This window comes from Microcoleus sp. PH2017_08_TRC_O_A (genome assembly GCF_020738665.1).
GTDB lineage: Bacteria > Cyanobacteriota > Cyanobacteriia > Cyanobacteriales > Microcoleaceae > Microcoleus.
In genome coordinates this window covers 92517-112877 of record NZ_JAEQCE010000017.1, presented here as the reverse complement: position 1 = coordinate 112877, position 20361 = coordinate 92517, and the positions used below count along the sequence as shown (strand labels likewise).

The following is a 20361-nucleotide window of genomic DNA, read 5'->3' as shown; positions in this document are numbered from 1 at the left end:
AATCTTGACTCCAGGCAAGTCTAATAGATAGTCTAAATAAAAGTCCATGACAGTAAATGTATTGTTTGTTACATTATACACCATAAAGTCAGGAGAGCCAATTATTCCTCCTATTCATACTATAACTCAGCAACGCCGGTCTCTTCTCGGATGGGGGAGATTCGTCAGTGGCGAATTAAGGATTTTCAAGATTATCTAATTTTTTACCGGATTCAAGACGATCGGGTGGAGGTTCTCCGTGTTTTGCATGGTGCTAGGGATTTGGAAGATATTTTGTCTAATCTTGATGAAGAAGTTTAAGGCTCTCATAAGATGTGTTCGATCGCCCTTATGGACTGACGCACTCCGACAAAGAAACCGGGTTTTTACCTAATCTGTCGGTGACAACGCGTCTTTTCGTAAAAAACCCGGTTTCTGGGCCCCTATACGATCGCCCTTACGAAAAAAACACTCGCCCTATCTCTGACTCAATATGTCTAAAAACTCTTGGACAATGCGATCGGGTTCTTCTGTACATCTGTTGGCGTCGCAGTAGTGGATCATGCTGATACCGTGAGATGCAAACAGGCGATCGCGCGTTTCATCTTTTTGTGTGTCGGGATGCCATATTTCCAGAATTCCCCATTTGCCTTGGTGGAATATGAGGAAATCTGGTTCTTGGTTTTGTCTACCTGCGGGTGTGGTGAGGCGGGCTTTGGAGTTGGGGAAAAAGAGGGTGTTTGTGCGATCGAGCGCTTCGGCTATTTTTACTTGTTCTTCGCAGCGAAAGCGCAGATCGTTCCAGTGATAAATCCGTTCTTTTATGCTTGACAAGATTCCCTGGTTATGCGCGTTTTCAGGCTTGATAGTTTCATCTGATACTGTATTATAATCAGATATAGTTGCACCCTGTAAATCTGTTGATGAATCAGATTCACTTAAGTTGGCGAATGATATTCTGGCTCCGGTTAAATTAGCACCGCTGAGGTTAACTCCAATTACTTGAGTTCGATGTAATGTCACTTGATGTCGTCGCAAGTATCGCTTAAAAACAGAGCGTAAATTACTTTTTTTTACTTTTTCATCAAAAGCCTCTGAGAGTTGTTTCCAGAGTTTAGCCGCCAGCGCTTTGATGTATTCATCATTATATTGAGAGAGTTGAGAAATTTCCTCATAGGAACATCGGCCTTCCCAGCATTGTCTGAAGATGAGCTCTTGCACGTCGTTTAAGCCTTCGCCATCAAGGACTGTTTCTGCGATCGCGATTGCTTCATCAACGGTCATGGCTTAAGTTTCCTTAAAGTATATATCTGGTGAAGTTTTGAAAATAGGCGGCGATGTTTGAGCAATTAAGGCTGATGTTCATTCAACCAATTGGTTAAATCTGAGGCTTCTGAAAAATCCAGCAGCGCCTCTCCTAAATCCTCTAATTCTTCTACGGATAAAGTCTGAATTTGCTCGGTTGTTTCAGGTGCGATCGGACCAATCCGTCGAATCAACAGGCGAGTGAGCAACGACAGCGCCTCATCTTTCCTTCCTTCAAGGAGGCCTAGTTGTCTTCCTTCAAGGAGGCCATCTTCGCGAATTTCTTGGTAAATCACAGAACCGCGCATAGTTTCCTTCCTAAATAGTTGTCTGATTAAGTCTTTTTCAAATCTCAAACCTGCGAGCACTTGGGTACAAGCGAGTAAATCCGCTTGTTGATTCGGTTCCTCTATTGTAGCAATCTGAGTAGCGATTTGCTCTAACAAAGTTCGCGGCGAGTTGGTTTGGGATAGTGTCGCGAATGGGAGCAAGCCGGGGACGGACAGCAGTAAAGCGGGGTCTTGTTCCCACAGGCGGATAACTCGGTAGCCGTGTCGGGTGTTCGCGTCTGTGTACTCGGATACAAAAACTTGTTCTGAGGCTGTTTGCTGCAAAAAGATTACTACTTGATTGATGGAACAGGAGTATTGGCGTTTGAGCCTGACGTAGTAGTCTAGCATTCTGAAGGCGATCGGCGGGTCGGAGTAGGGTCTGGTTTCAAATTCCAGATGTAGGATTTGGCGATCGGTTTGCAGGAAAACGAGAGAATCGGCTCGGATGGGTTCTTGAATTAGTTCGGTTTTGAGTACCTGAACATCGGTGGGCTCGTCTATTGGTAGCAGCCAGCGGACGAAGGCGGCGGGGAATTTTTCGGCTAGGTATTTGCAGGTGTTGTCGTAGGCCAAGGAAGTTGGGTTGTGAGAGGGGTGTGTGAATTGTTGATTAGAGTATTGTAAGGTTAACTCGACTTTTTTGGGGAGTGCGATCGCCCTTACGAAAAAAAACCATTCGCCCTATGCGTGACTCAAAATCTCTAAAAATTCCTGCACAACGCGATCGGCTTCTTGACTGCACCTGTGGGCTTCACAATAGTAGATGGTGCAGATGCCAGCAGAGGCAAAGTTGCGATCGCGTTCTTCGTTTTTTTGTGTATCGGGATGCCATATCTCAAGAATACCCAATTTGCCTTTGTGGAAGATGAGGAAATCGGGTTCTTGGTTTTGTCGCCCTGCGGGTGTGGTGAGGCGGGCTTTGGAGTTGGGGAAGAAAAAGATGTTAGCGCGATCGAGCGCTTCGGCTATTTTTACTTGTTCTTCGCAGTCAAATCGCAAATCATTCCAGTGATAAATTAGTTCTTCTGTGTTAGACTCAATTTCTTGGTTATTTCCATTTTCATCCTGTATTTTTTCATCGCATGAATCTGCTGATTTAGTATTATCAGGATTGATTGCATTCTCTAAATTAGCTGGAAATGAATTGGCTCCGTTTAAGTTGGCAAAGCATAATATTGAGCCACTTAAGTCGGCTCCACTCAGGTTAATTCCCATTAACTGATTTCGCTGTGAGTTCACTTGATGTCGCCGCAAGTATCCATTTACTACTGACTTTAGGTTATTTCTTTTGACATTATCATCAAAAGCTTTTGATAGCAACTTCCATAATTTTCCAGCAAGGTACTTGATATATTCATCATCATAACTGTAGATTCGAGCAATTTCTTTATAAGACTGTCGTCCTTCCCAACATTGCTTGAAAATCAGCTCTTGAATGTCGTTCAACCGTTCGCCATTTAGAACGGTTTCCACCAGCGCTAGAGCTTCATCAGCAGTCATGGGTCAATTTTCCTTAAAAATATTTATTCTATATTCTAGCACTTGCACAAATATCTGATCGCTTTTGATCGCTTTTGATCTCTTTTAATCGCTGTTCAACCTGAACCATAGGCACTATATTAGATAAAAGCTCAAACAAAGCGACATTTATGGATGAAATAAGTGATTTTTTTAATGACTGTACAGCAGTTATTACAGAGATTGTAGTTGCTGTTACTGGTGGACTGGGTTTAGTTGACAATGCTCTCAATCAGTATCCTCCAGAGCAACCATGTGAGCGGGAATCGGGTGAAACGTCAGAATTGAATTGCAGAGCAGACGACAATTGGAAAGCTTACAATAACATAAAGGAGATAAAAAGACCCGAAAACGACAATGACGATAATGGTTCTATTTTTGGCTTATTTGGCGGTGGCGGGAATGATCATGATGAATCTGATTCTGAATACTACACGCCTGCGTCATCTGTAGAGGAATCATCTGGTGGATGGTCATTTTTGGGATGGTCTGGATCTACTGAAGATTGTAGGGTTAATACCAGTACCGACTATGACTCCACTACTAGCTATAACTCCTATAACTCCAGTAGTGAGTATGACTCCAGTAGTGATTATGACGGTGGTTCTGACTCCAGTAGTGATTATGACAGTGACTATGGCGGTGGTTCTGACTCCAGTAGTGATTACAGCAGTGACTATGGCGGTGGTTCTGACTCTGACGGCGGCGATGGAGGTTCTGACTATGGCGGCGGTAGTGACTCTGGTGGCGGTTCTGACTCTGGCGGTGGCGATGGAGGTAGCTGGTGGTAGGAGGGTGGCAAAACTTTCCTAAGTCAGTCAATAGCAGATTTATGAGCATCCCGCTTGAAAACACCGGGCGGGGTACTAGAGACGCTGGCTAAAATCAATTGCTGTACTTAAGTTATTCCCCTAACGGAAATCAGCTAGGAGATAAAACACACAATGACTGGTAAACAATATCATGAATCGATCGATCAAGCCACTACTTTTGAAAATGCTCTTGCTTCCGCATTAAACGTAGTGAACCCAATGGTGTTCTCGCACAATAATCAATTAATAAGTTTAATATTTAATGAAGTCGAATATATAGATAAAAATTTTCAAGAAGGAGAAATAAAAATATGTACATTTGAATCTTTTTATACAGCAGTATTACTACTGCATAGCAATCTAATACTTTTTAGTGATTTTACTAACAAAGATAACATATTTACAGAAAAAGCTAGCAAGATACATTTCAAAATAATAAATGAAATAATAAACCTAGAGCGTGAAGTTGCGACAAGTGGTCATTACGATTTCAAAGAGAAGGATAAATATTTAAATATTTGGAAGAAATTACTAAAAAATATAGTCTACTTATGTTCTGAGTATTCAAGAAACAGAAATGCTTCACAAAACAATGTTAGGAATCAAGGATTCTGGTCGAAACCTAGACACTTGCCAAAGTTTTCTTTAGAGTGGTTTAAATCTCTACACTTTCCAAGTGTTTCTATTAAACGGGAAAGAGATTTAGCTACAGAAGATGACACTTCCAATCATCCACAATCGTCTCCGTCTAAGAATAAGTCTGGAGTCTCTCGTCAGATGACTCATATAGCAATTGCTATTATCGTTTTTGTCATAGGTATAACATTAGCCTTAACTGTATTTCGTTAGAGGAGTTAGTGATGATCAGAACTTTTGCAATTATTGTATTTTGTATTCCCGCTGTTTGGGATGTGGTGACGACTTACAAAGGAATAGTAAGTATTTTAGGTGGTGAAAATTCAGGAACTATGGGAGTGGCGATAGTTCTGGCTCTTTTTATTGCGGGCTTAAGTGTACTAACCACGAATATTTGGAAACCAGAGGTTCAAAAGAAAATAAGTAATTTTGCTATAACAATTAATGGCAAAGAATATCATATGGATCTGGGAATGCGTACAATTTTATGGTGTATGTGGTGGCCAGCTATTTTATTTGATTTCTGGACTTCCCTAATAGGAAATATTCAATTATTGACAAGGGGAAGTTTTGGTATTGCTGCTGTCGCCGCTGCATCTATCCCTACCCCGACAGGAGCGCAGTGGATAGTCATAATTTTTGCTACAGCTATATCAGCATTAAGTCCTATGATACTAGGACATTTCATAACTTCATCTGATGAGTTTTAGCTCCGCGATAACTTCATTAACTGTACCTCGAAACACCTTTCCAGATTGATAGTCTTGTTTTCCTTGTGCAATGTTAGCCGCAATTTCGGTGCGACGGCGATCGCTAAGTCTTCGGTGCATGATGACAAGTAAAGCAGTTTGTTCGTCTATAGACAATGTTTCGATCTCGTCTAAAATACTGTCAAATGTTGAAGTTTGCATGGTGAGTTAGGTTTTGTGGAGATGATGGCTGTCTTATTTTACTCAAGTTTAATGGAATTTGCTGAAGGCGATCGCACCTCTCATCGCCTGCTTTGAAAGTGTTTGAAATTCGATAGCCCAAATCATCCCCAATGCGATCGCTCACGCTTGGGAAGTCGGTAGTCTGCAAGCATTAGAAGAAGTAGAAAGTGCGATCGCCCTCTTTTCCTCCACCACACAAATAGAGTTTTACAATAGCATTCAACAAGCAATTTGAAGCATACTAGGTTCAGGGATAGATTCACCTTCTGCTTGCCAAGCTTCCAAATACATTTCAATCACTTCTTCGCCGTTATGAATTGCTTGCTCGCGAGTTTCACCGTGAGTGCAAGGCATCACCACGCGATCGGCAAACTCTGGAATCGTGAGTAGAAAAAGCCGATCTTCATCAGACCATTGAACAATCATACTGTATCGACTCATAAATCCTCGCCCTCCCTTAACTCATTCAGCTCACTTAATAACTGTGCTAACTGCTTTTCTAGGTAGAGTGCCACATCATCTCCATCTTTGCCGGGAATTGTCAGCGTTTTTTTGAGCCTTGGATGTCGCCAACGCTCATGGCTACCTTTGCCGCGCTTGGGTAGATAAACAAAACCTTCACGCGCAATCTGAACTTTCAACTCTCTAATTTTCCTTGGCATGGATTTTGTTTACTGCTCAACTCTATTTTATCACTTTTTTTCGAGTCCTCCAAATACGATCGCACATTCTCACCCCCGCCTTTCTACAACCTTCTCCCATCGCCTGCTTTAAAGGTTTTTGAAGTGCGATCGCCCTCCCATTCAAATCCCTTCCACTCCATCATACTTTCAAGGATTCTCGCTGCTGCTCCCTACAAGGAACTCCATAAGCAGTATAAGGTCTAACATCAGGCGGTTGAAGCCCCAAAACAATTGATTTAGCCGGAATTCCCGCTGCAACTAACTCCTCAGCAATCAGGCGATCGGTATTATTTGCTTGAATCCACACCTGAGAGTCAATAATATCAATATGAATCACGCAATGGTGAATGCGCTGGTCGTTAAACCAACCTATATTTATTAACATATAGTGGTCATTTTCCAAATCAAAAATTGTGGCGTTTTGCGTCCCACTTTCACAAACGGGAATCTCAGTGTATTCAGTCAGGATCTGCTTAACAAGTTTGCGATAATTATTTAAGCTATCCATTGTACTATTTCCTCTGTTTTTGGGTTGAAAACAACAAGATTTAGGCGGTTATTATCTAGCAAAATCTGACCAAATTTTTCTCCTTCAAAAAGCTCTGTAAAAGCATTTAGTGGAATTGCAAGATACAGTTGTCTTTCTGATTCTTTCCGTTTTAAGATGTCATAGTAAAGAGTGTATTGACCCAAAGCTTGCTCTAAATCTGCAATTCTAGACTCTCTGATAAAACTTTTAACTTCAACCGCTATTTTGCGATCGTTGTTCTCAGCAGCTAATAGCTGTTATGCACCAAGATCGATCGATAGGTTTCTCTTCGCCCAAGCTAAGGGGTGCGGATCGTGGGTAATTGTCCAGCCAGCCTTAATCAGACCCTGTTTGACAACTTGATGATAAATGTCTTTTGCTGGCACGATCGCTTTAAGAGAGCGATCGAGGTTGATACTGACTATTGTAATGTATTGCATCAACTACAACAGAATAGGACTTACGCATCCATATCAAACAGTTCGCGATCGCACTCACACACCACAGAAACCGGGTTTTTTCGTGAATCTGCGACTCTGTACGAAGTATTTTTGTAAAAAACCCGGTTTCTGACTATGGTAATAAAATCTCAAATCCCAAGTGCGATCGCACTCATACACCAAAGAAACCGGGTTTTTCGAGAATCTGGGGCTTTGTGACAAGTATTTTCCTAAAAAACCCGGTTTCTCGCTACCCGCGCGCCCAGGGCTATAAAATCTAAAATCCAAAATCCGATCGCCCGCCCAAACCCAAATCTTGCCAATGACTAAATTTAATTAAAATTTGTTAAGATTAACTCGACCTCAGCGCCGGCATCCCATCCGCCGCTAAACCTCCCCTTCCCCAGTCCCCACAACAATGCTGCGACTCGAACACATCAGTAAAATTTACCCCACAGGCGTCGTACTCAAAGATGTCACCTGGGAAGTCAAACCGGGCGATCGCATCGGCTTAGTAGGCGTCAACGGTGCCGGCAAATCCACCCAACTCAAAATCATCGCCGGCGAAATGGAACCCACCTCAGGCGAAGTCATTCGCCCCGCCAGCCTCCACATCGCCTACCTCTCCCAAGAATTTGAAATCGACCCCACCCGCACCGTTAAAGAGGAATTTTGGCGCGCATTCAGCGAAGCCAACGAAGTCCACGAATCCCTAATGGAGGTGCACCGAGAGCTCGAAGCCGCCACCCCAGAAAATCTCGACAACATGATCCACAAAATGGATCGGCTACAACGGCAATTTGAAGGCTTAAACGGCTACGGTTTAGAAGCCCAAATCGAGAAAATTTTACCAGAAATCGGATTTGAGCAAGAAGATGGCGATCGGCTAGTCAGCGCTTTCAGCGGCGGCTGGCAAATGCGGATGAGTTTAGGTAAAATTCTCCTCCAAAAACCCGATATCCTGCTGTTAGACGAACCTACCAACCACCTCGACTTAGAAACGATCGAATGGCTGGAAGTTTACCTCAAAGGGCTGACAACCCCAATGGTAATCGTATCCCATGACCGCGAATTTCTCGATCGACTCTGCACCCAAATAGTCGAAACAGAACGTGGCGTTTCCAGCACCTACCTCGGCAACTACTCATCCTACCTCCTGCAAAAAGCAGAAGCGCGCGAAGCCCAACTCAGCGCCTACGAAAACCAGCAAAAAGAACTCGACAAACAGCAAGCATTCGTTGAAAAATTCCGCGCCAGCGCCACACGCAGTACCCAAGCCAAAAGTCGCGAGAAGCAGTTAGACAAAATTGAACGCATCGAAGCCCCAACAGGCGGCTTAAAAACTTTGCATTTCCGGTTTCCCCCCGCACCCCGCAGCGGCCGCGAAGTAGCCATAATTGAAAACTTAGTACACACCTACGGCGAGAAAATCCTATTTTTGGGAGCAGACTTATTAATTGAAAGAGGCGATCGCATAGCCTTTCTCGGCCCCAACGGTGCCGGAAAATCTACATTGCTGCGCCTGATCATGGGTTTAGAAACGCCCACCGAAGGTACGGTAAAAATGGGAGGCCACAACGTCATCCCCGGTTACTTTGAACAGAATCAAGCAGAAGCCTTAGATTTGAATAAAAGCGTGATGCAAACCATTCACGACGAAGTACCCGACTGGAAAAATGAAGAAGTTCGGACTTTGTTGGGGCGGTTCTTGTTTAACGGTGAAACAGTATTCAAACACGTTGGCGCTTTAAGTGGTGGAGAAAAAGCCCGTCTGGCTTTGGCAAAAATGCTGCTGGAACCTGTGAACTTGCTAATTTTGGACGAACCGACAAATCACCTCGACATTCCCGCGAAGGAGATGATGGAAGAGGCGATTAAGAATTACGACGGCACTGTAATTATCGTTTCGCACGATCGCTATTTTATCTCTCAAGTCGCTAACAAAATAGTAGAAGTTCGAGACGGCGAGTTTCGGACTTATCTGGGAGATTACCATTACTATCTGGACAAAATAACTGAAGAGAAAGAACTAGCCAAGTTCGCCAAACTTGAAGCTGAGAAAGCTGCCAAGAAATCCGAGAAGGAAGCGAAGAAGAAAGCGGCGGCTAAACAAAAGTAAGTAACTTGACTGGTAGGGACACGGCAATGTCGTGTCCCGATATTGAATTGAGTCAATTTCAATATTAGAGCGCTTCTAAGCTGGGGCAGCATTTAAATAGGATGCTCGGAACGGGCTAGAAGCCCATTCCACAATATCTTTATTGATTTTTAATCCACAATTTAAATGTAGAACAGCTTATCATAGAAAAACTCATTAATAGTTTAACCCAAAATTCTATTAATCATTTGACTTGCCTGTAACTCGTGATGACAGCCACAGCAATTAATAATTTTAGCGAGAACCTCTGCCCCCTGATTTTTGTTTAAAGAATGGCTTCTGGGAACTAAGACACTCCTGCAAATCATCATCTAAATCTCTAGCAAAACCATAATCTGCCACATACTTAATCAACTGATTTACCGGGCCTAATAAGACAGTATCTGTATCTTGTTGCGACAGAAACGTACCGTCAAATCCGTTGATTTTGTAAAAATCTTTGCGGTTAGTATCCGCCGTAACGGAAGCCACAGTAACTCCGTTAGAAGAAAAGCCTTTGAAGCAGATTCTCTTTTCTGTTTGAGCAATCTGAATGTATCGAGAACCGCCGCCGTGATAAATTCCCACCTGTAACGGTAAAGCAGCTAAAGCATTCTCAGCCCCGATGCTGCTCAAAAACAAAACTATAAATCCCAGTTTGGTACAACAGTGCCAAAACTTCATTTGTGATTCCCTCTAATCCAATTAATATTGAAATCTTAACCCAAAATTTTATTAATTATTTGATTTGCCTGCGACTCGTAACTCCCGCCAAACAAATTAAAGTGATTCAAAATATGATATAAGTTGTAAAGCGTTTTGCGCTTTTCATAGCCTGAATCCAGCAACCAAACTTCATTATAACCTCGATAAAATGCTGGGGAAAAACCGCCGAAAAGTTCCGTCATCGCAATATCGACTTCTCTGTCGCCCCAATAAGTCGCGGGGTCAAAAATTACTGGTTCCCCCGCAGCAGTTACCGAGGCATTTCCTCCCCACAAATCCCCATGAACTAAGGAAGGTTGAGGTTTGTAACCCTCCAATAACTTGGGAATAGCTGCTAGCAAAGTTTCCCCTCGACTGAAATTTCCACCACGACGCCTAGCCAACTGTAACTGATAACCAATCCGATGTTCTGTCCAAAATTCTGCCCAATCAGCAGTCCAGTTATTAATTTGAGGAGTTGAGCCGATCGCATTATTCCTATCCCAACCAAAACATCCCCTTAGCAAGGATGAATTCGCCTTTTCTCCCCCCGTTAGCAAGGATGAATTCGCCTTTTCTCCCCCCCTTAGCAAGGGGGGGCTGGGGGGGGTGTATTTGTGCATTTGAGCCAGTTTGCGTCCCATTTCTGCCCAGGCTATCTCGCCCCCGCCACTTCGCAAATCCAGCCATTCCAATACAATATAGGCAGAATTGCCCTCAGTTCCCCAGCAAATCGGTTGAGGAAGGCGAATAGTCTGAGTTTGGGCCATTTGCTGCAAACCCAGCGCCTCAGTTTCAAACATGGCGACTTGGGAAGCTTGATTGATTTTGGCGAAATAAGTGCGGGTACTGCTGTTGATAGCATAGCCTTGGTTGATGCAGCCACCGCTGACTGAACGGCGGTTGTCTATTGAAAATGTGTCTCCGGTTGCTTGGGAGATGTGTGCTGCAATTTTGTGCCACATAGCATCAAATGGTTTTGAGGGCGATCGCCATTAGTGTATCTGACTGGCGACACTTTACTGCGATTAATCGATCGCAGATCGGACACAATAGAATTATTCGACCGTCTTTTTTGTGGATATATCTTAATATCATGTGGGGTCGATTACCATAACAAAAAACTGTTCGTAGTGCGGACTGAAGTCCGCAGCATATTGCGGACTGAAGTCCGCACTACGAACGGCGATATTACTCGCGAACCGCCTGAAGATGACCAGAATAATTCGGTATGCCCAACAGCGGTTCGGGAGTGGCTAGACAATGTAGGGAGAGTCGATCGCCTTGGCGCGATTAATTGCTACCAATGTCTGGTAAATCAAAGCCGAAATCTCAGCCCGGGTGATGTCTCGCTGCCCAGAAAGCCGATCGCGCGCCGGATAGTTTACTACAATCTTCAAAGCTGTGGCTGTTGCTGCGGCGCTTAAAGCAAAATTAGGAATTTGATTGCGATCGCTGTAAACTTTTAAAATATCGGGATTGCCACCCTTAAGTTCCAAACCGTTAACCAAAGATACGATCGCCTCAGTCTTCGTCAAATTCTGATTCGGGCCAAACTTCAGCCCTGGAAACCCGGACAAAAACCCCGCCCGATTCGCCCGATCGATCGCACTTCTCGCCCAAAAACTCGCCGAAACATCAATAAAATTGGTAGCCGCCGCCTTCGGAATCGGACTAAATGCACTCACCAAAAGCGCCGCATATTGAGCGCGATTTAAACTGTTGTCAGGCCCGAAAGAACCATCAGGAAAACCGCTAATTATATTCGCCGCAGCCAAAGCTTCAATAAACTTTTCTGCCCAATGTCCAGAAATATCGCTGAACCTGGAACCGCCGATATTTGGATTGCCGCCAGCCTTTCTCACCGCAGCTTGCACAGCTTTTAAAGCATTCACTTTCCCGTAACCGAACCAATCGCTGCGGCGAGTATTAGCATCGTAATTTCCCAGGCGATTCCCCAACTGCGGATCGGCATCGGCATCGACAATTTTGTCAGCAGTTTGTTCGAGAATTCCCCGCACTTCCCGCGCCGTCAAACGAGGGTTTGCCGAAAGCACTAAACCTGCCACTCCAGCGACTACTGGAGTGGCGCTGGAAGTGCCGCCAAAGCTATCGGTGTAGTCCCCCGAGTCGTAGCCGGCAACCCCGACGCGATCGGCAGTAAACACCCCCAAACCTGGCAAATACTCCGACACCTCCGGCGCAGTCGCAATAAATCCGGTTTCTGGTAGCCAGGTTCCAGGCGGTGCGTTGTTGCTGGGCGCGCAAACCGAGATGCTGGTGCCCCAATTGCTGTAGGCTGCTTTTTTGTTGAGGGAAGTGGAAGCAGACACCGCAATTACATCGGGGTGTACGGCAAATCCTGCTAGCCAATTAGTTTTGCCGCCCACAACGTTATTTGGCCAGCCTTTCTCGTCCACAGTCCCGTTAACGGGGCGGTTGGCATTCCCCGCAGCAAACAGAATCACGCAGCCTCTGCCGCCCCGCCCTTGGGTTGCTGCTTTGGTGATAGCGGCGCTTTGGCGTAGGGAAAGCGGATAGTAAACTGCCCCAGGCCCCCAACTGCAAGAGATGACGGCGGCACCTTTTTCGATCGCCCAATTGAATATTTTTTCGATCGACTCGTCATCGAGAAAACCCGTGGTACGGATGGGCATCAGGGCGCATCCGGGGGCGACGCCGACAGTGCCTTTACCGTTTTCTTCCGCAGCGGCGACACCAGCGCAACTTGTCCCGTGGTTGTCCGATTCAGCAACCGGCATCGGGGAAGTATCGCCGTCTTTGAAATCGATGGGCGAGACGATTTTGCCTTGGCCTTGAAAATCGGGGTGCGTCAGATCGAATGAATCGTCGGCGATCGCAATTACGATCGATCGCACGCCGCGAGTTATATCCCAAGCTGGTTCTGCATAAATTTGAGCGCCGCTGACAACTCCGTCACCGCCTTTGTTATTGAGATACCACTGTTTGGGATAAAGCGGATCGCGGGGTGTATAATGTTGCTGAGTTTCTAGGATAATATTGGGTTCCGCCACCAAAACTTCTGGATATCTTGTCAAGCGGTTGGCAATTTTAATCGGGTTTTCGGTTGCTTGTTTGGTGACTTCGCAGACGAAGGTATTGGGAATGCCTTCGACTGGCCGGATTATTGTTAAATTTGCTGCATTGGCGATCGCACTTCGCGATTCTTCGTTTACTTGTTCGCCAAATTGAATAGTAATGCGATCGGTTAAATAAAAGAATGTACTCGGATTGTTTGCGGGACAATAGACATGGCTGGCAAAAACTACAGCATCACTGGCGCGGGCGGCTTGCATTGCTGCATCTAGGTTTTCCGGCGCCACTAGATATTCTTCCAGATTACTTTGGCCGACGCGACGGTTAAGTTTTGCCTGATTTGTTGCAGCCCAATTATTTGATGTCGATGCTGTCGCTGACGGACGGACTGTAAAGCGGTTTGGAACTTTTGACAGCAACAATTCATCGCCGCCGCGCTGCAAAATCACTGCCAGACTTGCTTCGGGAACTCCGATACCTTGATAATTTTGTAAGGTATTTGCGGAAAGTGCGATCGGTTGTGTCATTAGAAATGCCCCTGTTCAGTTTTGATCCAGTATTTACTATATCTCTGAAAAACAGGCAAGATGCCTGTTCCACAAAGACTGAATCTTCTGGTGGGGAGTAGGGGTTGGGCTTCTAGCCCGCCCAAAAAAGGCCGATCGACAAAGATCGAACAACTACCATCAAATAAATACGCTAGGATTAACGTTAAAAAAATCTCCCAGCGCCTTAGCTTGCGCCTTGCTAATCGCCCGTTTCCCATTAACCACCTCAGATACTACTCCTTTGGAACCAATCACGCCCACTAAATCAGCTTGTTTGAGTTCGCGAATTTCCATGAAATGCAATAGAACATCCCGGGGAGTCACTTCTGGATCTGGGTAATATTTTGATTCGTATTCTTCGATCAAGATTCCCCAGAGACTCAGTAAAGTTTCTTCTTCTAGTGTTAATTCTTCCTTAGACATCAGAAAATCGACTTCTGCGAGGGCAAGATCGTTATCTTCTTCGTTCAGGATGGGCTTAGGCTGCGATTTCGCCAGCAGTTGACCGTAGACTGTTTTCTCGATTGTGATATTCATGGTTCATTTTATTGTTAAATTAGATCGAAACTTACGCATCAAAACCAAAGAAACCGGGTTTTTCACCAATTTTAAAGCCTCAAATGCAGTATTTAGGTAAAAAAACCCGGTTTCTGCCTCCGGGACTAAATCGCCGGGATATGTCCAATCCCCCGCGATTTCCTTTGTTTAATCCAAAATCGATCGCACCCTTTGACATTTGAACAAATTTGGTTTACACTTAGCCGGTTGCGATCGCCAATGGTAAGATCGGCTCAAGCTAAATATCTTTTTAAAGCGCCGAGGCGCAAAGTAATTTCATGGTATACTCTGCAACTGTTTGCTGGCTTCGCTTCACCGCCCGGATGACGATCGGGGCGATCGCAGTTTTGACCCTGTTGCAACCGCTCCAAGCCCAAGCACAACAACCTTCTCGGCCAGATAACCAACCGCAAGTCGAACCCGCCGACGACCCCACAGACCCCAACAACCTCCGCCCTGTCACCCCAGACAGCAGCGTACTGAGCATTGCCGGAGGTCAGCGTTTGATGACAGAAGCCAGTGGTGCTATTTCCAGTCAAAATTACACGCTGGCGGCTCAAAAACTTCAAGAATCCCGCCAAATTTTCAATCAACTCTCCAACTTCTACCAGCAACTGGGCAGCAGTTTTGCCGGAATTGACATCCGCTTGGCCGACAGCAACCGCACCAAAGCTGTGGAAACAGCCCAAATGCGCGACGAAGCTACCTACCGGCTGGCGTTGGTACACCGCGCACAAAATAAGCCGGAACTGGCTGTTCCCCTACTGATTCAGATTATTCGATCGCAACAGCCAACTCGCGACTTGGGTAAAAAAGCTTACCAGCAATTACTGGAATTGGGCTTTGTGGATGCCCCCTATCCCCGGCCTGCTGCAACTCAACCGCGATCGTCTAACAAATAGTTCCACTAAAATACTCAATACAGCCCTTTATCACAAATACCAATGGTTACACCGTCTCAAGTAGCAGAAATGATTCAGACTGGATTACCAGACGCTAAGCTAAAAGTTGAGGATTTGAGAGGCGGCGATCACTACCAGGTGAGAGTAGTCTCTGCTGCCTTTGAAGGGAAAACCCGAGTACAGCAACACCAACTGGTTTACGGAGCTCTCAAACAGGCAATGGCTAGTGAAGCTATCCACGCTTTGGCGTTGGAAACCTTAACTCCGGCAGAATGGGCAGCCAAAAGTGAAGTTGCTTAGTTTTTTAGTCGCAATTATCGCAAGTTTGTGCTTGTGTCAATAGTCGCTTGAGAAACAGTTGCTAACCAAAGAAATCGGCTTTTGCACCGGAATCTATGGCTTTCAACAGTTGACAGTTGACAGTTGACAGTTGACAGTTGACAGTTTGATAGCGACCTCTACCCTTAAGTCCGAGGATTGGAGTAATCAATAGTCTGATTTTAATTTCTCCCTCAAAGACTTGGGGCTTTCAACCAATTCTTTCTGGTAACGAGAAATTTTCGTTAAAAACCCGGTTTCTGCCTCATCAGAAACTACTGTCAACGTTTAAAAATTTTCAAACAATATTAGGAGATACCATGAGTACAGCACATGAAAGAATTGACGAATTGGTTAAGCAAAACAAAATCATGGTGTTCATGAAGGGCAATAAGTTAATGCCACAGTGCGGTTTCTCTAATACTGTGGTGCAAATTCTCAATACGATGGGAGTGCCTTACGAAACAGTTGATGTTTTGGCAGACCAAGAAATTCGTCAAGGCGTTAAAGAGTATTCCAACTGGCCGACAATTCCCCAAGTTTATATCAATGGCGAGTTTCTTGGCGGCTCGGATATTCTGATCGAAATGTATCAAAAGGGCGAATTGCAAGAAGTTGTAGAAGTCGCTTTGGCTTCTTAAACAATTGACAGTTGACAGTTGACAGTTGACAGTTGACAGTTGACAGTTGACAGTAAAGTGTGAAGCGTGAGGTTTTTTTATGGGGATTTCAACTCCACTCCCCCACGCCACATTCCTGAAGTGGGGAAGTTAAACCCGCTAGCGGACAATTGTCAATTGCCCACTGTTTAAAATCAGACAGAACAAACATAGCCCCGACTTCTTCAAGAAGCCGGGGATCTAATAGCAACCGGGTTTTACGTTGAATTAGGTTGATTTATAGCAGAAGCAAGAAGGAAGAAGGAAAAAGCAGGAAATCACAAATAACCAATTCCCGATTCCCGATTCCCTCTTTTGCCGATGCCCGATGCCCAAATAATCAGCGGGTTTATTAAACCAAATTTGGTGTTTAATAATAGTCTGATTCAGCTTGCGTTTGTGTCTGTGGCATTTCAAAATTGGAAGTATCGTGAATGTAACGCGCTGCTTCTTCCTCTAATCTGTGAATCAGATAGGGTTCCAGGCTGTTACAATGTCGCAGGGCTGCGAGGTAGCCATCTAAGTAAAGCCGCAGGTCATCGAAACGATAACCTCTATTCCACATTTCGACGAGAGCGTCGGTGAGTTTTTGGTAGTGCCGGATTGTTTGGGTATCTTGTAGCATGGTCTGAGTTTGAAATCCTTTGTGGTGTATAATGACGGCGGGATTTAGGAACTGCCCGGATTCATACTGAGCAAGCTCAGAAGAGAGGCGATTGCTAAATAAAAGCTTTTACCCTGCTCAACAGGCTACCCTCCATAAAAAATTTCACTTGCTGCTATGCAGTGGCTCGACTCTTTGGCGCGCACCTAAATAATTCACCGTGCGTTTAATAGAATCGGGATGTTGCTGAATTTGGCGATCGAACTGAGTGAGTGTTCCGGCTACCGAGCGAACGGTTGCACGCATTTTAGTTTCAGTTACGCGATTTGTCAACTTCCTGGGAGTGGATACCCTGTCGGGGGGTTCGGTCAAAGCAGGTGGCTAGGTCATAGGCTCGATCGGCTGTAAGCTATATTATTTTCATTGTAAGCTCACCGCCAGAATGATTTAACCTTTCTCAGGTCTGACGATCGCAATTTGACCAAATCTTTAAAATTGATACTAGAAGTTTGTTCGTCGCTTTAAACGCAGCTTATGCTTGAGTAGCCATGGTTACAAAACCTTGACAAAAGCTCTGTTAACCTGGTACCCATTAGTGATAAGGGAAGCTCGCCGTTGTGGGATCTGCAAGTATTTCAATTGTTGAAGGAAATCCGCACCTGCGATCGCTCTTGGGCTGGCATTTACAGCAAGTCGGTCACTGGGTGCACCAATCAGCGGATATCAGTCATGCTAGGGAAATATTTTTCAGCCGCCAGCCAACCCTAGTGATTCTTGATGCCCAATTGCCTGATGGGGACGGTTTGGAATTTTGCCGCTGGCTCCAACAGCAGCAGCAATCGCTGATTTTGATGCTATCAGCGCGGAATTCAGAAGCGGATATTGTCGAAGGTTTGAAGTCGGGCGCCGACGATTACCTGACTAAACCGTTTGGGATGCAAGAATTTATGGCTAGGGTGGAAGCCCTGATGCGCCGCAACCGCACAATGGTACCGCCCGCGATGCTGGAGTGCGGGCGGCTAAAAATTGACTTGGTACAGCGCCGAGTCAGGCTGCATGAGGAACACATCGAGCTTACTCCCCAGGAATTCAGCCTGCTGTACGTGCTGGCTCAAGCTGGAGGAGTGCCTTTGTCGCGCTCCGATTTGCTGCGTCGGGCGTGGCCGGATGCGATTGACAACCCGCGCACGATCGACACTCACGTACTCTCTCTGCGGAAAAAAATCGAAATCGACCCGCGACAGCCGAGTCTAATTCAAACTGTGCGGAATGTCGGCTACCGCCTGAATCTGGAATTGTTGAATACGAATCAACAACATTCACCCGTATTCGGCGCTCCGACATCTGAAACTATCATTAGCCGATAGATCTGATTTTAGGTTGAGAATTGATGTGCGATCGCATCTGTTCTCGCGGCCATAATAAAATCATTGCGGTGCAGTCCCGAAATCGAGTGAGTCCACCAAGTAACGGTAACTTTTCCCCATTCGGTTAACAGTGCGGGGTGATGCCCTTCAGTTTCTGCTGCTTCGCCTACACTGTTAGTAAAGGCGATCGCACTTTTGAAATCCGGGAACTTGTAAGTGCGCTCTAACTGGGGAATACCATTTTTTTCAATCAAATTCCAGTCGGGAATTTGAGGTTTGAGTTGGACAATTTCGTAAGCTGTGACGCGGGGAGAGTTTGGGAGGCAGGCGGCACATTTTTCTTGCAATAGGGTGGGCATAAATTGCTTTTTAGTTCGATGATAGTTTTCTGGGTATTCTATTAGGATTAAGCTAAAGGTACATAACTAATGCGATCTAGATATTCATCATCATCAGCCGCTTCTGCAATTAATACTAAATCAGCAATCACTTGACCAACATCTGCTTGACGGCGAAGTACCAAAATTCCTGGTAAATGATGACCTGTGCTTAAATGATCTGCCAAGTGAAATGGCATTGAGCGGCGGTTCTTAGTAATGAGTAAAAAACCATTTTTTTCACACCAAACTATAATTTCTGGATCTAGTGTACCTCTAGGTGGCACACCTGAATCGCCAACCGTGTGGATAATTAAATTTGGTAGATGACGCAATAGCTGTTCGCGATACAAGGACGGCATATTTTCATCTATAAGGTACTGAATTGCCATTTATTGTGCTGCTGCCCGATTCGCATCGCCTTCTGCTTTTAACTTCCGAAGCCGTAAGACAACAGGCGGAGGATTTTTATCGTGTTCTGCCTGTGCTTTTAGAGTGTACTCTAACCAATCTTCTACATACTTTTCTACAATTTCTGGATTTTGTAGATAGTAAAAAATTGTAGCGTAAATTTGCTCTAAAGTTACTGTGGGAAACAGCTCTGCTATGACTTCTGGTGATTTCTTACCATAAATGTATTCATCGAGAATATCCTCGATCCCAATGCGGGTCTCTTTAATGCGAATATCATCAGCCGCCCAAAAATCAAAATAGTCTTTTAATTGCTTTGGTTGCTTGACTACAGTTACTTCTACAGTTTTACTCATTGTCTCTGGCTCGCTATCGAACACTTACCAACTTTAATTATAGCACGATCGTTGTGCGTCAGCCTGATGTAAATAAATGTTCGATCGCCCGTTTTTTCGGATAATTCATCAAAGAGCGATCGCACTCTCTTTTTCCGCCCAATTCAGTATTAACCGTTCAAAAATCGATCGGGATCGATGCCAGATTCCCGCAGTCTTTCGATCAAAGATTGTAAGCGAGTTTCGGCAATCTCTGCACGCTCCTGTGCCTCATCTGCCCGCTCTTGTGCCTCATCGGCACGCTCTTGTGCCTGCTCGGCTCGCTCCTCGGGAGTCGGAATCCAATTGCCTTCACTATCGTACCAGCGCAACCACAGTCGATCGACTCCCAGATAATCCCCGTGCCACAAACCCAAGCCTAAATCAATCTCAGGCATCCACAGGCGCGAGTCAGACAGTTCTAATTCTTCATAGCGAGCGCCATCCAATTTAAAAGCCCTCAATCGATTAGTGTAGCGACTGAAAACAACATAATAAGGAATCCGCAAAACCTGCTCGTAAACCTCCCATTTCCGCAGTGGCTTTTCCAAACTCGGTTCGTGGTTAATGTTACCATTACCTGCGATTTCCTCAGACACAGACGGCAGTTTTTCCCCATCATTTTCTCCCAAATCTTCTTTTTCTGTTCCCGGCGAGAGCAATTCTACAATCACAAAAGGATTCACACCCTCTTGCCAAATGACATAACTCAGCCGCATATCAACTTCATCATACAATCGGGAAACTCCCACAACTCCAAACCAATCCGGGCGCTTGTACCAAAGCGGGTGACGCACGTCATAATAAAGATTCATGTCGCTTCCGGTAAATATTTGGGAAGCCGAATAGGTGGAAGGGCGGAAGGTGTAGCTCAGCAACTGCGGTTGCAAGCCGTGAAATTCATCAGGCAAACCAGGTTCCTCCGGATTTTCGCTGGGTAGATCGTACATCGTGGGGAGTGTTTCTTTTGGCGATCGGGGCGGTTCTGTTTGAGGCACGGGATATTTAGGAAACATAAGAATTTAGGGGAATAACTGACTTTATTTTAACTCAAGCAATATTAAGCAGGTGGCTGATTTCCCAGCATCTAATTTCGTTAAATTCAAAAGGTTTGTAGTGAGGACTTTAGTCCGCATCAAATTCTGCGGACTAAAGTCCGCACTACAAACCTATTCGAT

At 45.1% G+C, this 20361-nt stretch carries 26 protein-coding genes and 1 pseudogene; 9 read left to right on the top strand and 18 right to left on the bottom strand.

All coding sequences use genetic code 11. The features are described 5' to 3' along the window. Positions 1-150 precede the first annotated feature (150 nt). Positions 151-300 (top strand): type II toxin-antitoxin system RelE/ParE family toxin, encoded by a 150-nt coding sequence (locus tag JGK22_RS07690; RefSeq protein WP_293189588.1) that lies wholly within the window; start codon positions 151-153, stop codon positions 298-300. 156 nt (positions 301-456) lie between these two features. Here JGK22_RS07690 and JGK22_RS07685 read toward each other — a convergent pair whose 3' ends face one another. From JGK22_RS07685 to JGK22_RS07675, 3 genes are all read right to left on the bottom strand, one after another. Then, positions 457-1263 carry a pentapeptide repeat-containing protein gene (locus tag JGK22_RS07685; protein WP_293189590.1) on the bottom strand — a complete coding sequence of 269 codons (807 nt, stop codon included), beginning with the start codon at positions 1261-1263 and terminating at the stop codon, positions 457-459. Positions 1264-1328: 65 nt separating this feature from the next. Then, positions 1329-2189, bottom strand: coding sequence for an Rpn family recombination-promoting nuclease/putative transposase (locus JGK22_RS07680; protein WP_293205429.1), 861 nt, complete (start codon positions 2187-2189; stop codon positions 1329-1331). Between the two features lie 108 nt (positions 2190-2297). Further along, on the bottom strand, positions 2298-3116 hold the full coding sequence (locus JGK22_RS07675) for a pentapeptide repeat-containing protein (RefSeq protein WP_293205431.1): 819 nt from the start codon (positions 3114-3116) through the stop codon (positions 2298-2300). A 149-nt stretch (positions 3117-3265) separates the two neighbouring features. Here JGK22_RS07675 and JGK22_RS07670 point away from each other — a divergent pair, with 149 nt between their 5' ends. The 3 genes from JGK22_RS07670 to JGK22_RS07660 all read left to right on the top strand — a co-directional run bounded on the left by JGK22_RS07670 (position 3266) and on the right by JGK22_RS07660 (position 5292). Beyond that, positions 3266-3925, top strand: coding sequence for a hypothetical protein (locus JGK22_RS07670; protein ID WP_293205433.1), 660 nt, complete (start codon positions 3266-3268; stop codon positions 3923-3925). Positions 3926-4078: 153 nt separating this feature from the next. Beyond that, positions 4079-4795, top strand: a complete 717-nt coding sequence (locus JGK22_RS07665; RefSeq protein ID WP_293205435.1) for a hypothetical protein — start codon at positions 4079-4081, stop codon at positions 4793-4795. 8 nt (positions 4796-4803) lie between these two features. Continuing rightward, positions 4804-5292: a hypothetical protein gene (locus JGK22_RS07660; RefSeq protein WP_293205437.1), complete on the top strand. Its 489-nt coding sequence runs from the start codon at positions 4804-4806 to the stop codon at positions 5290-5292. Here the strand turns inward: JGK22_RS07660 and JGK22_RS07655 are convergent. From JGK22_RS07655 to JGK22_RS07635, 5 genes and pseudogenes are all read right to left on the bottom strand, one after another. Next, on the bottom strand, positions 5275-5493 hold the full coding sequence (locus JGK22_RS07655) for a hypothetical protein (protein WP_293205439.1): 219 nt from the start codon (positions 5491-5493) through the stop codon (positions 5275-5277). The two genes, JGK22_RS07660 and JGK22_RS07655, sit on opposite strands and share 18 nt — an antisense overlap. Before the next feature lie 240 nt (positions 5494-5733). Continuing rightward, positions 5734-5955, bottom strand: coding sequence for a type II toxin-antitoxin system HicB family antitoxin (locus tag JGK22_RS07650; protein WP_293175944.1), 222 nt, complete (start codon positions 5953-5955; stop codon positions 5734-5736). Beyond that, a complete protein-coding gene (locus JGK22_RS07645; RefSeq protein ID WP_363319110.1) occupies positions 5952-6155 on the bottom strand; it encodes a type II toxin-antitoxin system HicA family toxin in 204 nt (67 codons plus the stop codon). The genes JGK22_RS07650 and JGK22_RS07645 overlap by 4 nt, the downstream gene beginning before the upstream one ends. Before the next feature lie 181 nt (positions 6156-6336). Then, positions 6337-6705, bottom strand: coding sequence for a XisI protein (locus tag JGK22_RS07640; protein WP_293217477.1), 369 nt, complete (start codon positions 6703-6705; stop codon positions 6337-6339). Then, positions 6693-7166, bottom strand: a pseudogene (locus JGK22_RS07635) (element excision factor XisH family protein). Before JGK22_RS07635 ends, JGK22_RS07640 begins: the two are co-directional and overlap by 13 nt. A 418-nt stretch (positions 7167-7584) precedes the next feature. On the opposite strand from JGK22_RS07635, the gene JGK22_RS07630 reads away from it, so the two are divergent. After that, the gene (locus JGK22_RS07630) at positions 7585-9285 is read left to right on the top strand and encodes an ABC-F family ATP-binding cassette domain-containing protein (RefSeq protein ID WP_293205441.1); all 1701 of its coding nucleotides are present in this window, start codon (positions 7585-7587) and stop codon (positions 9283-9285) included. A 273-nt stretch (positions 9286-9558) separates the two neighbouring features. Here the strand turns inward: JGK22_RS07630 and JGK22_RS07625 are convergent, their stop codons facing one another. The 4 genes from JGK22_RS07625 to JGK22_RS07610 form a co-directional block, all read right to left on the bottom strand. Continuing rightward, a complete protein-coding gene (locus tag JGK22_RS07625) occupies positions 9559-9987 on the bottom strand; it encodes a hypothetical protein (RefSeq protein ID WP_293175936.1) in 429 nt (142 codons plus the stop codon). A 35-nt stretch (positions 9988-10022) separates the two neighbouring features. Continuing rightward, positions 10023-10973, bottom strand: coding sequence for a fructosamine kinase family protein (locus JGK22_RS07620; RefSeq protein WP_293274353.1), 951 nt, complete (start codon positions 10971-10973; stop codon positions 10023-10025). A gap of 291 nt (positions 10974-11264) precedes the next feature. Beyond that, complete coding sequence (locus tag JGK22_RS07615) at positions 11265-13592, bottom strand: S8 family serine peptidase (RefSeq protein ID WP_293312645.1); 2328 nt, start codon at positions 13590-13592, stop codon at positions 11265-11267. A 159-nt stretch (positions 13593-13751) separates the two neighbouring features. Then, positions 13752-14150: a transcriptional regulator gene (locus tag JGK22_RS07610; protein WP_293175930.1), complete on the bottom strand. Its 399-nt coding sequence runs from the start codon at positions 14148-14150 to the stop codon at positions 13752-13754. A 299-nt stretch (positions 14151-14449) separates the two neighbouring features. Between JGK22_RS07610 and JGK22_RS07605 the strand changes: the two genes are divergently transcribed. The 3 genes from JGK22_RS07605 (at position 14450) to grxD (ending at position 16032) form a co-directional block, all read left to right on the top strand. After that, on the top strand, positions 14450-15073 hold the full coding sequence (locus tag JGK22_RS07605) for a hypothetical protein (protein WP_293175928.1): 624 nt from the start codon (positions 14450-14452) through the stop codon (positions 15071-15073). A gap of 42 nt (positions 15074-15115) precedes the next feature. Continuing rightward, positions 15116-15373 carry a BolA family transcriptional regulator gene (locus tag JGK22_RS07600; RefSeq protein ID WP_293175926.1) on the top strand — a complete coding sequence of 86 codons (258 nt, stop codon included), beginning with the start codon at positions 15116-15118 and terminating at the stop codon, positions 15371-15373. A 338-nt stretch (positions 15374-15711) separates the two neighbouring features. Beyond that, a complete protein-coding gene (gene grxD, locus JGK22_RS07595; protein WP_293175924.1) occupies positions 15712-16032 on the top strand; it encodes a Grx4 family monothiol glutaredoxin in 321 nt (106 codons plus the stop codon). A gap of 388 nt (positions 16033-16420) precedes the next feature. Here the strand turns inward: grxD and JGK22_RS07590 are convergent, their stop codons facing one another. Both JGK22_RS07590 and JGK22_RS07585 read right to left on the bottom strand, forming a co-directional pair. After that, positions 16421-16675 (bottom strand): DUF6761 family protein, encoded by a 255-nt coding sequence (locus JGK22_RS07590; protein WP_293175922.1) that lies wholly within the window; start codon positions 16673-16675, stop codon positions 16421-16423. 144 nt (positions 16676-16819) lie between these two features. Next, entirely contained in the window at positions 16820-16960 is a 141-nt protein-coding gene (locus JGK22_RS07585; protein WP_293175920.1) for a hypothetical protein, read from the bottom strand. 311 nt (positions 16961-17271) lie between these two features. Here JGK22_RS07585 and JGK22_RS07580 point away from each other — a divergent pair, with 311 nt between their 5' ends. Then, entirely contained in the window at positions 17272-18021 is a 750-nt protein-coding gene (locus tag JGK22_RS07580) for a response regulator transcription factor (RefSeq protein ID WP_293175918.1), read from the top strand. An 8-nt stretch (positions 18022-18029) separates the two neighbouring features. Here the strand turns inward: JGK22_RS07580 and JGK22_RS07575 are convergent, their stop codons facing one another. From JGK22_RS07575 to JGK22_RS07560, 4 genes are all read right to left on the bottom strand, one after another. Next, positions 18030-18380: a 4a-hydroxytetrahydrobiopterin dehydratase gene (locus tag JGK22_RS07575; RefSeq protein ID WP_293175916.1), complete on the bottom strand. Its 351-nt coding sequence runs from the start codon at positions 18378-18380 to the stop codon at positions 18030-18032. A gap of 47 nt (positions 18381-18427) precedes the next feature. After that, positions 18428-18790 (bottom strand): DUF5615 family PIN-like protein, encoded by a 363-nt coding sequence (locus JGK22_RS07570; RefSeq protein ID WP_293175914.1) that lies wholly within the window; start codon positions 18788-18790, stop codon positions 18428-18430. Continuing rightward, positions 18791-19165, bottom strand: coding sequence for a DUF433 domain-containing protein (locus JGK22_RS07565; protein ID WP_293312643.1), 375 nt, complete (start codon positions 19163-19165; stop codon positions 18791-18793). A 149-nt stretch (positions 19166-19314) separates the two neighbouring features. Next, positions 19315-20199, bottom strand: a complete 885-nt coding sequence (locus JGK22_RS07560; RefSeq protein ID WP_293312641.1) for a Uma2 family endonuclease — start codon at positions 20197-20199, stop codon at positions 19315-19317. Positions 20200-20361: the final 162 nt, after the last annotated feature.

Excerpts from the sequence above, each read along its gene's own strand:
- JGK22_RS07560 (WP_293312641.1), bottom strand. The coding sequence starts at position 20,199 with ATGTTTCCTAAATATCCCGTGCCTCAAACAGAACCGCCCCGATCGCCA.
- JGK22_RS07620 (WP_293274353.1), bottom strand. The coding sequence starts at position 10,973 with ATGTGGCACAAAATTGCAGCACACATCTCCCAAGCAACCGGAGACACA.
- JGK22_RS07615 (WP_293312645.1), bottom strand. The coding sequence starts at position 13,592 with ATGACACAACCGATCGCACTTTCCGCAAATACCTTACAAAATTATCAA.
- JGK22_RS07565 (WP_293312643.1), bottom strand. The coding sequence starts at position 19,165 with ATGAGTAAAACTGTAGAAGTAACTGTAGTCAAGCAACCAAAGCAATTA.
- JGK22_RS07625 (WP_293175936.1), bottom strand. The coding sequence starts at position 9,987 with ATGAAGTTTTGGCACTGTTGTACCAAACTGGGATTTATAGTTTTGTTT.
- JGK22_RS07575 (WP_293175916.1), bottom strand. The coding sequence starts at position 18,380 with ATGCCCACCCTATTGCAAGAAAAATGTGCCGCCTGCCTCCCAAACTCT.
- JGK22_RS07655 (WP_293205439.1), bottom strand. The coding sequence starts at position 5,493 with ATGCAAACTTCAACATTTGACAGTATTTTAGACGAGATCGAAACATTG.
- JGK22_RS07570 (WP_293175914.1), bottom strand. The coding sequence starts at position 18,790 with ATGGCAATTCAGTACCTTATAGATGAAAATATGCCGTCCTTGTATCGC.
- JGK22_RS07605 (WP_293175928.1), top strand. The coding sequence starts at position 14,450 with ATGGTATACTCTGCAACTGTTTGCTGGCTTCGCTTCACCGCCCGGATG.
- JGK22_RS07665 (WP_293205435.1), top strand. The coding sequence starts at position 4,079 with ATGACTGGTAAACAATATCATGAATCGATCGATCAAGCCACTACTTTT.
- JGK22_RS07585 (WP_293175920.1), bottom strand. The coding sequence starts at position 16,960 with ATGCGTGCAACCGTTCGCTCGGTAGCCGGAACACTCACTCAGTTCGAT.
- JGK22_RS07690 (WP_293189588.1), top strand. The coding sequence starts at position 151 with ATGGGGGAGATTCGTCAGTGGCGAATTAAGGATTTTCAAGATTATCTA.
- JGK22_RS07685 (WP_293189590.1), bottom strand. The coding sequence starts at position 1,263 with ATGACCGTTGATGAAGCAATCGCGATCGCAGAAACAGTCCTTGATGGC.
- JGK22_RS07630 (WP_293205441.1), top strand. The coding sequence starts at position 7,585 with ATGCTGCGACTCGAACACATCAGTAAAATTTACCCCACAGGCGTCGTA.
- JGK22_RS07675 (WP_293205431.1), bottom strand. The coding sequence starts at position 3,116 with ATGACTGCTGATGAAGCTCTAGCGCTGGTGGAAACCGTTCTAAATGGC.
- JGK22_RS07650 (WP_293175944.1), bottom strand. The coding sequence starts at position 5,955 with ATGAGTCGATACAGTATGATTGTTCAATGGTCTGATGAAGATCGGCTT.
- JGK22_RS07640 (WP_293217477.1), bottom strand. The coding sequence starts at position 6,705 with ATGGATAGCTTAAATAATTATCGCAAACTTGTTAAGCAGATCCTGACT.
- grxD (WP_293175924.1), top strand. The coding sequence starts at position 15,712 with ATGAGTACAGCACATGAAAGAATTGACGAATTGGTTAAGCAAAACAAA.
- JGK22_RS07600 (WP_293175926.1), top strand. The coding sequence starts at position 15,116 with ATGGTTACACCGTCTCAAGTAGCAGAAATGATTCAGACTGGATTACCA.
- JGK22_RS07610 (WP_293175930.1), bottom strand. The coding sequence starts at position 14,150 with ATGAATATCACAATCGAGAAAACAGTCTACGGTCAACTGCTGGCGAAA.
- JGK22_RS07670 (WP_293205433.1), top strand. The coding sequence starts at position 3,266 with ATGGATGAAATAAGTGATTTTTTTAATGACTGTACAGCAGTTATTACA.
- JGK22_RS07590 (WP_293175922.1), bottom strand. The coding sequence starts at position 16,675 with ATGCTACAAGATACCCAAACAATCCGGCACTACCAAAAACTCACCGAC.